This window comes from Parvularcula oceani (assembly GCF_000733125.1).
GTDB classification, from domain to species: Bacteria; Pseudomonadota; Alphaproteobacteria; order Caulobacterales; family Parvularculaceae; genus Parvularcula; species Parvularcula oceani.
In genome coordinates this window covers 297,466-310,833 of record NZ_JPHU01000003.1, presented here as the reverse complement: position 1 = coordinate 310,833, position 13,368 = coordinate 297,466, and the positions used below count along the sequence as shown (strand labels likewise).

General features: G+C 67.6%; 13 protein-coding genes. 8 read left to right on the top strand and 5 right to left on the bottom strand.

The window, feature by feature from the left end; genetic code table 11:
- Positions 1–18: 18 nt before the first annotated feature.
- Positions 19–1,404 carry a mechanosensitive ion channel family protein gene (locus IE88_RS0105730; RefSeq protein WP_036766637.1) on the bottom strand — a complete coding sequence of 462 codons (1,386 nt, stop codon included), beginning with the start codon at positions 1,402–1,404 and terminating at the stop codon, positions 19–21.
- Complete coding sequence (locus tag IE88_RS0105725) at positions 1,401–3,017, bottom strand: lysine--tRNA ligase (RefSeq protein WP_031551455.1); 1,617 nt, start codon at positions 3,015–3,017, stop codon at positions 1,401–1,403. The genes IE88_RS0105730 and IE88_RS0105725 overlap by 4 nt, the downstream gene beginning before the upstream one ends.
- An 86-nt stretch (positions 3,018–3,103) precedes the next feature.
- Here IE88_RS0105725 and IE88_RS0105720 point away from each other — a divergent pair, with 86 nt between their 5' ends.
- The 7 genes from IE88_RS0105720 (at position 3,104) to rpsA (ending at position 10,496) form a co-directional block, all read left to right on the top strand.
- Entirely contained in the window at positions 3,104–3,538 is a 435-nt protein-coding gene (locus IE88_RS0105720) for a tellurite resistance TerB family protein (protein ID WP_031551453.1), read from the top strand.
- Positions 3,535–4,929, top strand: a complete 1,395-nt coding sequence (rimK, locus tag IE88_RS0105715; protein ID WP_031551451.1) for a 30S ribosomal protein S6--L-glutamate ligase — start codon at positions 3,535–3,537, stop codon at positions 4,927–4,929. Before IE88_RS0105720 ends, rimK begins: the two co-directional genes overlap by 4 nt.
- On the top strand, positions 4,926–5,288 hold the full coding sequence (locus IE88_RS0105710) for a DUF952 domain-containing protein (protein WP_051881551.1): 363 nt from the start codon (positions 4,926–4,928) through the stop codon (positions 5,286–5,288). Before rimK ends, IE88_RS0105710 begins: the two co-directional genes overlap by 4 nt.
- Complete coding sequence (locus IE88_RS0105705) at positions 5,285–6,313, top strand: quinone-dependent dihydroorotate dehydrogenase (RefSeq protein WP_051881550.1); 1,029 nt, start codon at positions 5,285–5,287, stop codon at positions 6,311–6,313. The genes IE88_RS0105710 and IE88_RS0105705 overlap by 4 nt, the downstream gene beginning before the upstream one ends.
- A gap of 71 nt (positions 6,314–6,384) precedes the next feature.
- A complete protein-coding gene (locus IE88_RS0105700) occupies positions 6,385–7,998 on the top strand; it encodes an amidohydrolase (protein WP_031551440.1) in 1,614 nt (537 codons plus the stop codon).
- 8 nt (positions 7,999–8,006) lie between these two features.
- Positions 8,007–8,654 (top strand): (d)CMP kinase, encoded by a 648-nt coding sequence (cmk, locus tag IE88_RS0105695; RefSeq protein WP_031551437.1) that lies wholly within the window; start codon positions 8,007–8,009, stop codon positions 8,652–8,654.
- A gap of 138 nt (positions 8,655–8,792) precedes the next feature.
- Positions 8,793–10,496: a 30S ribosomal protein S1 gene (gene rpsA, locus IE88_RS0105690; RefSeq protein WP_031551434.1), complete on the top strand. Its 1,704-nt coding sequence runs from the start codon at positions 8,793–8,795 to the stop codon at positions 10,494–10,496.
- A gap of 157 nt (positions 10,497–10,653) precedes the next feature.
- Here rpsA and IE88_RS0105685 read toward each other — a convergent pair whose 3' ends face one another.
- Positions 10,654–11,280, bottom strand: a complete 627-nt coding sequence (locus IE88_RS0105685; RefSeq protein WP_156032403.1) for a hypothetical protein — start codon at positions 11,278–11,280, stop codon at positions 10,654–10,656.
- 311 nt (positions 11,281–11,591) lie between these two features.
- On the opposite strand from IE88_RS0105685, the gene IE88_RS0105680 reads away from it, so the two are divergent.
- Positions 11,592–12,053, top strand: a complete 462-nt coding sequence (locus IE88_RS0105680) for a hypothetical protein (RefSeq protein ID WP_031551429.1) — start codon at positions 11,592–11,594, stop codon at positions 12,051–12,053.
- 122 nt (positions 12,054–12,175) lie between these two features.
- Here IE88_RS0105680 and IE88_RS0105675 read toward each other — a convergent pair whose 3' ends face one another.
- Together IE88_RS0105675 and rpsU are read right to left on the bottom strand one after the other, a co-directional pair.
- Positions 12,176–12,916 carry a pirin family protein gene (locus tag IE88_RS0105675; protein ID WP_238319265.1) on the bottom strand — a complete coding sequence of 247 codons (741 nt, stop codon included), beginning with the start codon at positions 12,914–12,916 and terminating at the stop codon, positions 12,176–12,178.
- Between the two features lie 149 nt (positions 12,917–13,065).
- Positions 13,066–13,275, bottom strand: a complete 210-nt coding sequence (gene rpsU / locus IE88_RS0105670) for a 30S ribosomal protein S21 (protein WP_031551423.1) — start codon at positions 13,273–13,275, stop codon at positions 13,066–13,068.
- Between the last annotated feature and the right edge of the window lie 93 nt (positions 13,276–13,368).

Here is a 13,368-nt window from a genome sequence, read left to right as displayed (position 1 = left end):
GAGGCGTCGGAGCCGCGCTCAGGCGTCGTATTCGGTCGGGGCGTGTTCGGAGAGGAGGTCGCCGCCTCTCGCGTCGGAGCGGTCTTCTTCCACTTTCTGTTCGAGGGTCGGATCGGGAGAGGTGTCCTCGGCCGCAGCCGCCGCGAGCCTGCCTTTCGGCGCATCCTGCCGCCGCACCGTCGCCGCGCCTCCTTGCGTGAGGCCTTCGGGCACCTGATCGACGCGCAGGCGGTAGATCGGCTCGGGCAGGGTGAAGCCTGCCTCTTCGAGCGCGATCTTCACGCCCCGTATGGCCGCCGACTTGGCCTTGAGGAAATCCGTCTCCCGCTGATCGATCCAGGGCGCGAAGGTCAGGACGATATTGCTGTCGCCGACCTCCTCGATCCAGGCCTGCGGCGCGGGCTCCGCCAGCACGAAGGGCAGGGTGCGCAGCGCATCGAGGCCGGTCTCGATGCCGGCCTTGGGATCGTCTTCGGCGTCGATGCCGAGCGCGAAGGTGAAGCGGCGCTCGGGGTTGCGGGTATAGTTGAGGATCACCGCCTTGAAGACCTGCGCGTTCGGAATGCGCAGATGATTGCCGTCCGGCGTCATCAGGATCGTCGCGCGGGAGGTCAGGCGGACCACCGCCCCCTGCTGGCCGTCGATCTCGACGAAGTCCTTGGCGCGGAAGGGCTGGCGCAGGGACAGCATGATGCTGGCGATGAAGTTCTCGATCGTGTCCCGGATCGCGAAGCCGACGGCGAGGCCCAGAACGCCCGCCGCGCCGAGCACGGCCGACAGGATCGCCACCGCGTCGAGCACGTTGAGCGCGGAGACGAGGCCGAGAAGGACGAAGACGATCGGAATGACGGTCGCGATCAGGTCGACCAGCAGCGTGTTCTTCGCCATCCGGCGCCAGAGCCATTTCTGCCGCCCGATCAGGACGCCCAGAAGCCATGCGACGGTCACGATCACCGCGGCGATGGCGAGAAGGGGGAGGAGCGCGATGGCGTTGCGCTGGAACTCCGAATAGCGCTCCAGCGCCGGGGTCAGGCGCCCCTCGACCGAGACGTCCTGCTGGAGGCGGTTCTCGACGGCGACCACGCCATTGGTCTTGGCCGCCAGGATCTCGGCCCGCTCGACCGCCGCGCCGTCGGGCACGGTCCCGGACAGGGTGACGACGCCGTCCCGGACCGTCACCTCGACGGCGGTGAGAGAGGAGAGGGCGCCGAAGACATCGCCGAGGCGCGCCGCGATCTCTTCGTCGGGCGTCAGGTCGTCGCCATTCGTGGCGATGGGGCCCTCGGTGACGGTGATGCCGTCATCGGGCTCGGTCTGCGCCTCCTCCTGCGCGAGGGCAGGGGCGGCGGCCAGCAGGAAAAGGGCCGCCGCGGCCCGCGCGGCGCCGCGGCGGACGAGCCTCATGCGCCCGTTCCGCCCTCTTGATGGGTGCGGGCGAGGGCGCCGCGGATCAGCTCGGCCGTCTCTTTCGGGCCGTAGATCTTGGCGAAGGGGCCCATGCGGGGGCCTTCGCTCTGGCCGAACACCACCTCGTAGATGGCACGGAACCAGTCGCGCAGATTCTTGAACTCCACCGCCTTGCCGGCGTCGAAGACCGCCGTCTGGAGCGTGCCCTCGTCCTCCTCGCCGCTCATGCCGTCCAGCGTCTCGGCGAGGATGCCGAGCGCCTGCGCTTCCTGCTCGGTGGGGGCGCGATAGGATTTCTTGGGCAGGACGAAGTCGTGGAAATAGTTGATCGCATAGCCGATCAGCGGCTCGGTCGCCGCCATCTCCGCCTCGCTCGCGCCCGGGCGGTATTTGCGCACGAAGCCGCGCAGCACGGCTGGATCGTCGATCCCGCCCGCATCCACGATATTAAGGAGGAGGCCGAAGGAAACCGGCGGGACCACGCCCGGAACGTCTCCCCGGTGAATGTGCCATGCGGGATTGTCGAGCGCCTTCGCGCCTTCCTGCCCTTCATATTTCTCGACATGGGTGCGGTATTCGTCCGCCGTCTTGGGGATGACGTCGAAATAGAGCTTCTTGGCCTTTTTCGGCGCCGTGAAGTTGTAGAGCGAGAGGCTCTCGGGCGCGGCATAGCGCAGCCACTGGTCGATCGTCAGGCCGTTCCCCTTGGACTTGGAGATCTTGCGGCCTTCCTCGTCGAGGAAGAGCTGGTACTGGAAGCCCGCGGGCGGCGTGCCGCCCAGCGCCTTCACGATCCTGTTGGACAGGCGGACGCTCTCGGTCAGGTCCTCGCCCGACATCTCGTAGTCGACGCCGAGGGCATACCAGCGGCCCGCCCAGTCGGCCTTCCATTGCAGCTTGGCCGCCCCGCCCTTGACGTTGATCGTCGCCCGGCTGCCATCCTCGTCCTCGAAGACGACATCGCCAGTGCCCGCATCGCGCTCGAGGAGGGGGACGTAAAGGACGCGGCCGGTCGTGGGGCTGATCGGCAGGATCGGCGAATAGGTCGCGCGCCGCTCCTCGCCCAAGGTCGGCAGGAGAATGTCCAGAACCTCGTCATAGACCTCGAGCATGCGCATCATCGCATCGTCCATGCGCCCCGACCGGTAGGCGTCGGTGGCCGAGACGAATTCGTATTCGAAGCCGAAACGGTCGAGGAATTCCCGTAGCCGGGCATTGTTGTGCGCCGAGAAGCTCTCATGCGTGCCGAACGGGTCGGGGATTGAGGAGAGCGGTCTTTGCAGGTTCTGCTCGAGAAGGCTCTGATTTGGCAGGTTCGGCGGCACTTTGCGCAACCCGTCCATGTCGTCCGAGAAGCAGACGATCCTGGAGGGCCGGCCGGTCAGCGCCTCGAAGGCGTTGCGGACCATGGAGGTCCGCGCGACCTCGCCGAACGTGCCGATATGCGGCAGGCCGGAGGGGCCGTAGCCCGTCTCGAAGACGACCGGCCCGTCCTTCGGCTTGCCCTGCTTCTCCATCTGGTCGAGGCGCTTGATCAGGCTGCGCGCCTCCTGGAAGGGCCAGCTTTTCGCGGCCTCGAAGTCCTCTGCGGTGAAGTCGGTATCGGTCAAAACGGTACTCTCGAAGCGAAGTGGGGGCATTGCGGCGGCGGCGCGAGCCGACTAGCAGGTGATGCCATCTAGTCCAGGATGCACCTATGGCCGAATCCGTCGTCAGTTTGAGCCCCCAGGACGCAGTCATCTACCTGATGGTGATGACCTCGGCGTCCGACGGGATGATCACCGAGAAGGAGCTGCGCACCATCGGGCGCGTCGTCCGCTCCTATCCGCTCTTCTCGCCCGCCGACGAGCAGAACCTCGTCGAGACCTCCGAAAAGGCCGGGGCGCTGATGGCGTCGGAAGGCGGCCTGCACAAGGTGATCGAGGCCGTGGCGGCGGCGCTGCCCTCCCATCTCGGCGAAACCGCCTATGCCGCCGCCGTCGACGTGGTCACCGCCGACGAGGCGCTGAACATGGAAGAGATCCGCATCCTCGAACTCGTCCGCGACGCTCTGGATGTCTCCGATGACGGCGCGGCGGCGATCGAGCATGCCGCGCGGGCCCGCCACATGACGGTGGAAGGCGCGGAGTGACTTTAACGCTGGGTTGGGAAGAATGGGTCGCGCTGCCGAAGCTCGGCCTGCCTGCGATGAAGGTGAAGGTCGATACCGGCGCCAGGACCTCGGCGCTGCATGCCTTCACGATCGAGCCCTTCGGACCGAAGGGGCGGCAGAAGGTGCGCTTCGGTGTCCACCCCGTGCCCGAGCGGCCGGAGCTGGAGGTCTATTGCTCGGCGGACGTGATCGACCGGCGCGACGTGACGAGCTCGAACGGCGAGGTCGAGACCCGCTATGTCATCGAGACGCCGCTGCGCCTGGGCGGCCAGGAATGGAAGGTGCAGTTCACGCTGACCGACAGGGAGGGCATGGCCTTCCACATGCTGCTCGGCCGGCAGGCGCTGGAGGCCTTTCCGGGCGAGCCGCCGCAGGTCGTGCCCACCGCCTCCTATCAGCAGGGCCAGCTCGGCTATGACGCCTATGACCGGCTCGCCAAGGCGAAGCCGTCCAAGCGGTCCCTGCGGATCGCGGTCCTGACGCGCGAGCCGAATTCCTATTCGACCTCTCGCCTCGTCGAGGCGGGCGAGAACCGCGAGCATGTGGTGGAATGCATCGACACCCAGCGCTGCTACATGCTGATCAATGCGGGCAAGCCGGAAGTCCATTATGACGGCCGCGCGCTGCCCTATTACGATGCGGTGATCCCGCGCATCGGCGCCTCGATCACCGCATACGGCACCGCCGTGGTGCGCCAGTTCGAGGCGATCGGCTCCTATACGGTGAACCGCTCCGACGCGATCGCGGCCAGCCGGGACAAGCTCTACGCCCATCAGGTGCTCGCGCGCGAGGGGATCGGCATGCCGACCACCGCCTTCGCGTCGAGCCCCAAGGACACCAAGGACCTGATCGAGCTGATCGGCACCCCGCCGATCATCGTGAAGCTCCTCGAATCGAGCCAGGGCAAGGGCGTGGTGCTCGCCGAAACGAAGAAGGCGGCCGAGTCCGTCGTCTCGGCCTTCCGCGGCCTGCGCGCGGACTTCCTCGTTCAGGAATTCATCAAGGAATCGGGCGGCGAGGACGTGCGCTGCCTCGTCGTGGGCGGCCGGGTCGTCGCCGCGATGAAGCGCACCGCCGCGCCGGGCGAGTTCCGCTCGAACCTGCATCAGGGCGGCTCCGCCGTCCGTGAGCGGATCAGCAAGGCCGAGCGCGAGGCCGCCGTCGCGGCCGCCAAGGCCATGGGGCTGGGCCTTGCCGGGGTCGACCTCCTGCGGTCCGAGAGCGGTCCGAAGGTCCTCGAGGTCAACTCCTCCCCCGGCCTCGAAGGCATTGAGCGCTCCTCCGGCAAGGATGTCTCCGGCATGGTCTTCGACATGATCGAGAAACGCACGGCGAGCCTGGTCCGCCGCAGAAGAAGGGCTGCCACATGAAGACGTTCGAAGAGGGCTACGTCTATCGCCTCGCGAGCAAGGAGGAGTGGGAGGCGGCTCAGTCCGGCGGCACGCTGCCCTGGAACGCCGATGACGAGCGCGACGGCTTCTTCCACCTTTCGGGGCCCGATCAGGTGCAGGAGACGGCGCGGCGCCATTACGGCGAGGCGCTGGGGCTTCTCGCGCTCGCCCTGAGGGAGGCGGATCTCGGCAAGGACCTGAAATGGGAAGCCAGCCATGGCGGCGAGCGCTTCCCGCACTATTACGGCGAGGTGAAAGCAGACCGCGTCGCGGGCGTCCTCAGGCTCACGCGCGGCATGGGCAACAATTTCCTGGTCGTCGGCGATCTGGCCAAGTGATCGCCGATCTCGGCGCGCGCGCCCTGACGGCGCTTCCGCCCGAAGCGGCGCACAAGGCGACGATCGCGCTTCTCCGCGCGGGGCTCGGCCCCAAGGTGGCGCGGGACGATGCGGTCCTGCGAACCGAGCTTGCCGGGCTCTCTTTCCCCAACCCGCTCGGGCTGGCGGCGGGCTTCGACAAGAATGCGCAAGTGCCCGATGCGGCGCTGCGAATGGGCTTCGGCTTCGTCGAGGCGGGCGCGGTCACGCCGCGGCCCCAGGCGGGCAATGCCAAGCCGCGCGTCTTCCGCCTGCGCAAGGAGCGCGGGGTCATCAACCGCTACGGCTTCAACAATGACGGGCTCGAAGCGGTCCGCCGTCGGCTCGAGGCGCGGCGGGGACGGCCGGGGATCGTCGGCATCAATCTGGGCGCCAACAAGGACAGCGAGGACAGGGCCGCCGATTACGTCGCGGGCTATCAGGCGCTGGCGCCGCTCGTCTCCTTCTGCACCGTGAACATCTCCTCGCCCAATACGCCGGGGCTGAGAGCGCTCCAGGGGCGGGGCGATCTCGAAGCGCTGCTGGGCCGCGTCTTGGCAGTGAGGGCGCAGACGCCCGTCTTCCTGAAGGTCGCGCCGGACCTGACCGACGAGGACAAGGCCGACATCGCCGCCGTCGCGCGGGACCTGCGCATCGATGCCTTGATCGTGTCGAACACCACGATCGGCCTTCGCGACGGGCTCTCCCGGCACAAGGCGCAGACGGGCGGGCTGTCGGGCTGCCCGCTCTTCACCCTCTCGACGGGCGTCCTCGCGGATTTCGCGCGGGAACTGAAAGGCGCGGTGCCGCTGATCGGGGTGGGCGGCGTCGCCTCCGCCCGTGACGCCTATACCAAGATCGCGGCCGGCGCCTCGCTGGTGCAGCTCTACACCGCGCTCATCTATGAGGGGCCGGGGCTCGTTCCCCGCATCCTCCGCGAGCTGCCCGAACTCCTGCGCGCCGAGGGGCATGAGCGGCTGGAGACGGCGGTCGGCTGCGCCCTTTGAGACGGCGGGGCTGACAGGGCGGAAGGAACAGGGCTAGAGGACGGGGCACCGTCCGCAATGAGGATTTCGTCATGCGCCGTGCCGCTCTTCTCCTCTCTCTCCTCTGCGCGACGCCCGCCGCGGCGCAGGACTGCGACCAGCGGCTGGTCCTCGGGAACATCCTGACAGGAACGGGAGAGAGGGCGCAGGCCGCGCTGATCGAGGAGGGCCGCTTCGCCTTTGTCGGCCGCGCGGATGCCGTGCCCGAGGAGGTGGAGGCGGAGTGCCGCATCGTCCTGCCCGAAGGGGCGGTGGCCATGCCCGGCCTCACGGACGGACATGCGCACCTTCTGGGCATCGGTCTGCGCGAGATGACGCTGAACCTCGAAGGGACGGCCTCGATCGAGGAACTCCAGGCGCGCCTCGCCGAAGCGGCCGGGGACAAGCCGCGGGGAACGATCACCGGGCGCGGCTGGATCGAGACCGGCTGGCCGGAAGGGCGGATGCCCACGCGGGAGGATCTCGATGCGGTCGTCGCCAACCGGCCGGTGATCCTCACCCGCGCCGACGGCCATGCGGCGGTCGTCAATTCCGCCGCGCTCTGGATGGCCGGGATCGATGCGGACACGGCCGATCCCGAAGGCGGGCGGATCGTCCGCGACGAGAGCGGGGCTGCGACCGGCCTCCTGATCGACAATGCCGAGGCGCTGGTCGCGGATCTGCGGCCCGCCCTCGACGAAGCGCGGCGCCGCGAGGCGCTGGAGCGCGGAGCCCGGCTCTATGCCGAGCGCGGATGGACCGGCCTGCACAACATGTCCGTCGACGCCGAGGACCTGCCGATCCTCGAGGATCTGGCCCGGCGCGGGCGTCTTCCCTTGCGGGTCGCGAGCTATGTCGTGCCGGAGGCGCTCGCAGGGCTCGAAGGCCCACGCTGCGACGAGACGGGGCGCGCCTGCACGGCAGGCGTGAAGCTCTATGTCGACGGCGCGCTCGGAAGCCGCGGCGCCGCGCTCTTCGCGCCCTATGCGGACGAGGCCGCGACGAGCGGGCTCCTCTTGATCTCGGAGGAGGAGGCGAAGGCCTATTATGCTCAAGCGCAGGAAAAGGGCCTGGGCGTCACCACCCATGCGATCGGCGACAGGGGCAATGCGCTGGTCCTGGACTGGTATGCCGACGCGATGCCCGAAGGCGGCCGCTGGCGGATCGAGCATGCCCAGATCGTGCGGCCCGAGGACATTCCGCGCTTCTCGCGCCTCGGCGTCATCGCCTCCATGCAGCCGAGCCACGCCATCGGCGATCTGCATTTCGCGAGCGACCGCCTCGGCGATGACCGGCTCGACGGCGCCTATGCCTGGGCGAGCCTTCTTGCGACGGGCGCGGTGGTGGTCGGCGGCTCGGATGCGCCGGTCGAGCAGGGCGATCCGAGGATCGAGCTCTATGCCGCCACTCAGCGCCGCGATTTAGAAGGCTTTCAGGGGCCGGGCTGGCGGGGACGGGAAGCCCTGTCCGAACAGGCGGCGCTGCGCATCTTCACCCGCTCACCCGCCTATGCGCTTGGGCAGGAAGAGGAGAGGGGGCAGGTGGCCGAAGGCATGGCGGCCGATCTGTCCGTCTTCGGGGGCGACCCTTTCGCGGGGCCGGAAGCGGCCGAGCCGCTCTTCACGCTGATCGGCGGGGAACTCGCGGCAGGAGAGCTGCCGGAGTGAGCGACTGCATCGTCATCGCGGTGGACGGCCCCGCGGCTGCCGGCAAGGGCACGCTGTCGCGCCGCCTGAGCGGCTATTACGGCCTCGCCTATCTCGATACCGGCACGCTCTATCGCGGGGTGGGGTGGCTGATGCTGTCCCAGGGCCTCGATCCCCGCAATGCCGAGGATGCGGCGGCGACGGCGCGCGACTTCACGCTGGAAAAGGTCGCCGACGCCGATATCCGCACCGGCGATGTCGGCAAGGCGGCGAGCGTGGTGGCGGTCCAGCCCGCCGTGCGCGCCGCGCTTCTCGACTATCAGCGCAATTTCGCCTGCGAGGGGCGGCCTGGCGCGCGCGGAGCGATCCTCGACGGGCGGGACATCGGCACGGTGGTCTGTCCCGATGCGACGGTGAAGCTCTTCGTCACCGCCTCGGACGAGGCGCGGGCCGAACGCCGCTGGCGCGAGCTGCAGGTCGGCGATCCTGGCATTTCGCTGAACCAGGTGCTCGACGATATCCGCCGCCGGGACGCCCGCGACAGCTCCCGCGCGGAGGCCCCGCTGCGCCCCGCGCCGGGGGCGCACTTGCTAGACACCACCTCTCTCAGTATAGACGCCGCATTCGCGGCGGCGTGCCGCGTGATCGATCGGGCCTTGGAGGACAGACGAGCGTAGCGACTGCTTGGATGCCCGGAAGGTCCGCGACCTTTCGCTCCGGCGCGCCGCTTGAATGTCCAACCCGCCCGAAGGAGCTTCCTTCATCAAGGGCCCCAACCCCGCAGCGCATCCGCGCTGCACCCAAAGGATTCCCTCTTGTCAGAGACGCTCAACCCCTCCCGCGACGAATTCGCGGAGATGTTCGAAGCCTCGATCGTTGATCGGGACACCTTCGAACAGACGGTCGTTAAAGGCACCGTCACCGGCATCGAAAAAGACGTTGCCATCATCGATGTCGGCCTGAAGACCGAAGGCCGCGTGCCGCTGCGCGAATTCATGCAGCCCGGCGCCGAAGAGAAGATCGAGGTCGGCTCCACCGTCGATGTGTTCATCGACCGTGTCGAGAACGCCCATGGCGAAGCCGTCATCAGCCGCGAGAAGGCCCGTAGAGAAGAAGCCTGGGACCGCCTGGAGCGCAGCTTCGAGGACGAGGACCGCGTCGAGGGCCACATCTTCAACCGCGTCAAGGGCGGCTTCACCGTCGACCTCGGCGGCGCCGTGGCCTTCCTGCCCGGCTCGCAGGTCGATATCCGCCCGGTGCGCGACGCGACCCCGCTGATGAACCTGCCCCAGCCCTTCAAGATCCTGAAGATGGACAAGCGCCGCGGCAATATCGTCGTCTCGCGCCGCGCCGTCCTTGAGGAGGATCGCGCCGAGCATCGCCAGGAGGTCGTCCGCGACCTCAATGAGGGCGACGAGAAGGAAGGCGTGGTCAAGAACATCACCGATTACGGTGCGTTCGTCGAACTCGCCCCGGGCGTCGACGGCCTCCTGCACGTGACCGACATGTCCTGGTCGCGCGTCAACCATCCGTCCGAAGTCCTGAACGTCAACGACACGGTCCGGGTCAAGATCATCAAGATCAACCCCGAGACGAGCCGCATCAGCCTCGGCATGAAGCAGCTCCAGCCCGATCCGTGGGAAGGCGTGCAGGCGAAGTACCCGGTCTCCGGCGTCTTCCACGGCAAGGTCACGAACATCACCGATTACGGCGCGTTCGTGGAGCTCGAAGACGGCATCGAAGGCCTGGTCCACGTCTCCGAGATGTCCTGGGTCAAGAAGAACGTGCCCCCGTCCTCCATCGTCTCGCCTGGCCAGGAGGTCGACGTGATGGTGCTCGAGGTCGACGAGTACAAGCGCCGCATCAGCCTCGGCCTCAAGCAGACCCTGTCCAACCCCTGGGAGACCTTCGCCGAGCGTCATCCGATCGGTTCGGTCATCGAGGGCGAGGTCAAGAACATCACCGAGTTCGGCCTCTTCGTCGGCATCGAGGACGACATGGACGGCATGGTCCACCTGTCCGACCTCGACTGGGACCGCTCGGGCGACGACGCGATCCGCGACTACCAGAAGGGCGACGTCGTCCAGGCCAAGATCCTGGACGTGGACCCCGACAAGGAGCGCATCTCGCTCGGCATCAAGCAGGTCGCCAACGATCCGATGGAATCGATGGGCGAACTGCAGCGCGGCGCCGATGTGACCTGCGAAGTCACGGCGGTCGAAAACGGCGGCATCGAAGTGCGCGTCGGCGGCGATGGCGGCCCCAAGGCCTTCATCCGCAAGTCGGACCTTTCCCGCGACCGCAACGAGCAGCGCCCCGAGCGCTTCGCGGTCGGCGACAAGGTCGATGCCCGCATCACGGCCGTGGACCGCGCCTCGCGCCGTCTGTCGCTGTCGATCAAGGCCCGCGAAGTGGCCGAGGAGAAGAAGGCCGTCGAGGAATTCGGTTCCGCCGATTCCGGCGCCTCGCTCGGCGATATCCTGGGCGCGGCCCTGAAAGACACGGAAGACAAGGAATAAGCGCTTCCGTCAGCGAAACTGGAAAAGCCCCGGCCTCGGCCGGGGCTTTTTCGTGGAACAGGCGGCCCGTCCATGCCGGAAGGAGAAGAACCCGCCAGCGGCCCGGCGTCGCGTGACCAAAGGCGGAGCGGGCCCTCAAGGCCCTGCGGGGGCGGGGTCAGTTGCTCGGATCGCAGTCGGAGAAGTCTCCCGGGCAGATCACCGTGATGGCGTCGATGTCTGCGTCGCCGCCTGCGTCATTGCCCTCATTGGCGTAGGTGATCGAGACCTCCTCGAGCGGCATGTCGGCGCTGCCGAGGCCGTAACGCGCCATCAGGTCCCGGTTCACGACACGGATCGTCGTCTGCATGGCATCCGGCCCGCCCATCGGCTCGAAGAAGTCCTGCATCCGCCTGTCGCGCCATTCGGCCAGCGCGGCGATGTCAGCGAAGATCAGCGCCCCCTCGACAGTGGCGGGCGCATCCGGCTGGTCCCGGAGGACCAGGCGCGAGAGCTGCGGCGCGTCCGCCTGTTCGAGGACGCCTGCGACGGAGACCTTGCTGCGGGCGCTATCGCCGGGCCGGGCATTGTTGCCGCGTGACTGTCCGTTGGCGGAACTGCCATCGCCCGTCCCGCTTTCCTCGTTCTGCGCCGAGGAAAATTCCAGAACGACGAGCGAGGCCGGAAGGGGGGCACTGTCCCCGCGCGCTGAACGGTCTTGCGCGGCGGCGGGGCCGAGAGCGGCGGCGCAGGCGCCGACAGCGACAAGGCCGATCGCGGCGAAAGCGTGATGACGAAAGTTCACGATCAAGCTCCTGAGGGTAGATGAAAAGAAAGATCCGATCCTGCCGCGATATTCCAAGACGAAGACCGGAACGGTCGAGCGCCCTCGAGGCATTCAGGAAATTGGTCATCAGGTAAGGTCAATCGGAATGCCCCCGGGATGCATCGCTCGCGCCTGTGTCGACACGAGGCATGGATGAAGAGTTCCGAAGCGACTGCGGAAGACAAAGCGTCTGCTGCGGAATTCAGTAATGCCTGAAGAAAGCCGGCTGCCTCATGCAACGCTCACGGCCTGCAAGTGTCCGCGCCCCATCAGGTTGCAAGGAGACAGGCATGCGCATCGCGGACAGCTCACCCTTAGTGCTTCTCCTGCTCGCGGCATGCGCAACGTCGGAGACGCAGGTGCTTCCGGCTTACACGCTGGAGAACGGAGCCATGCTTCAGGACGTCGTCACCATTGGCGGGGATCGCCAGGGCGGGGCGCCGAGCCTGACGGCGGTCACGACCTATGACATCGGCACGCCCGGCGTGGCGAAGGTGATCTCGCGCGAGCATGCCGCAGGCGCGGCGATAGGACCGCAGATCGCCAAGGGCCTGAGCCTCGGCGTTCCGATCGCGGTTGGCGCCGTCGGTGCGGCCGCGGCTTCGGATGGAGACGACACGCGCGTGACGAATACGAGTTATCAGACCTCCGGCAATGTCGCCTATGATGGCGGCAATGCAGGCGATATCGACGCGGCGACGCAGGTCGTGGGCAGCTGCCAAGGCAGCGATAGCTGCAATGTGAGCAATTAGGCCGCACGGCGCTTCGAGGGCGGGAAGAAGAGGCGCAACCGGCGCCCTTCCATCTCCGCCAAGGCAAATCGAGGGAGCCCCGGCCTTGGGCGGAGCTCCCCTTCGGTCGAACCCTTTTCTCGTCAGGCGCGTTGCGCTTCGAGGTCGAAGAGCAGGATCTCCGCATCCTGCCCGCCGCTGAGCCGAAGGAGGCCGGATCGCGTCACGGCAAGTCCGTCGCCTTCTTCGAGCCGGAGGTCGTTCACGGCGAGGCTTCCGCGCGCAGCCTGGATCCAGGCGCTGCGCCCCTCCCGCAGCGGCAAGTCGATGCTCTGCTCGCCGCGGAGCGTCGCAGCATAGACTTCGGCAGGCGCATGGGTCCGGATCGCGCCGGATGCGCCCGCGCCGGACAGGAAGAGGCGGAGCCGCCCGTCTTTCTCCTCGGGTGCGATATCGAGATTCTCATATCGCGGCGTTGCGCCTCTGACATCGGGCAGCAGCCAGACCTGGAGGAAATGGACGGGTTCGCTGCGGCTCGCATTGAACTCCGAATGGGACACGCCCGAGCCGGTGGTCATGAACTGCACGCCGCCGGCGCGAACCGTGCTCGCCGTACCGGTCGTGTCGCGGTGCGAGAGGGCGCCTTCGAGAATATAGGAGAAGATCTCGGCATCGCGGTGCGGATGGGTGGGAAAGCCGCCGCCCCCCGCGACGCGGTCGTCATTGATCACCCGCAGGGCCTGAAACCCCATATGAGCCGGATCGTGATAGCGCGCGAAGCTGAAGCTATGCCGGGACTTCAGCCAGCCATGGTCGGCCAGCCCCCGCTCACCGGCGGGGCGAAGGGTCATTGCCGAGGCAGGTATGAACGTCGTCTGGGCCATCTTGCCGCTCCTTTCGGGAAGAAAGATCGGCGCGGAGCGGGGGGCCTTCAATCCGGCCGGGCAGCAAACCAGCCTTGCTTTCCGGTGCGGCAAAGAAAAAGGCCGCAGCGTGTGCCGCTGCGGCCTTTTTCGTTCGGGTCGGGAAGCGCCTAGAGCAGGCCTTCGCGCTGCGCCTTCTTGCGTGCGAGCTTGCGGGCGCGGCGCACGGCTTCGGCCTTCTGGCGGGCGCGCTTCTCGGACGGCTTCTCGTAGAACTTCCGGCGTTTCATCTCGCGGAAAGTTCCTTCGCGCTGCATCTTCTTCTTCAGCGCGCGAAGGGCTTGTTCGACATTGTTGTCGCGGACGACGATGTTGACGATGGGACTTCTCCGAACTCTGGTGTGGTCGCTCTGGTTTTTGCGGTGCGGACGGGCCGCGCCTGTCACGAAGCGCGCCGTCTAGCAGAACCGGGT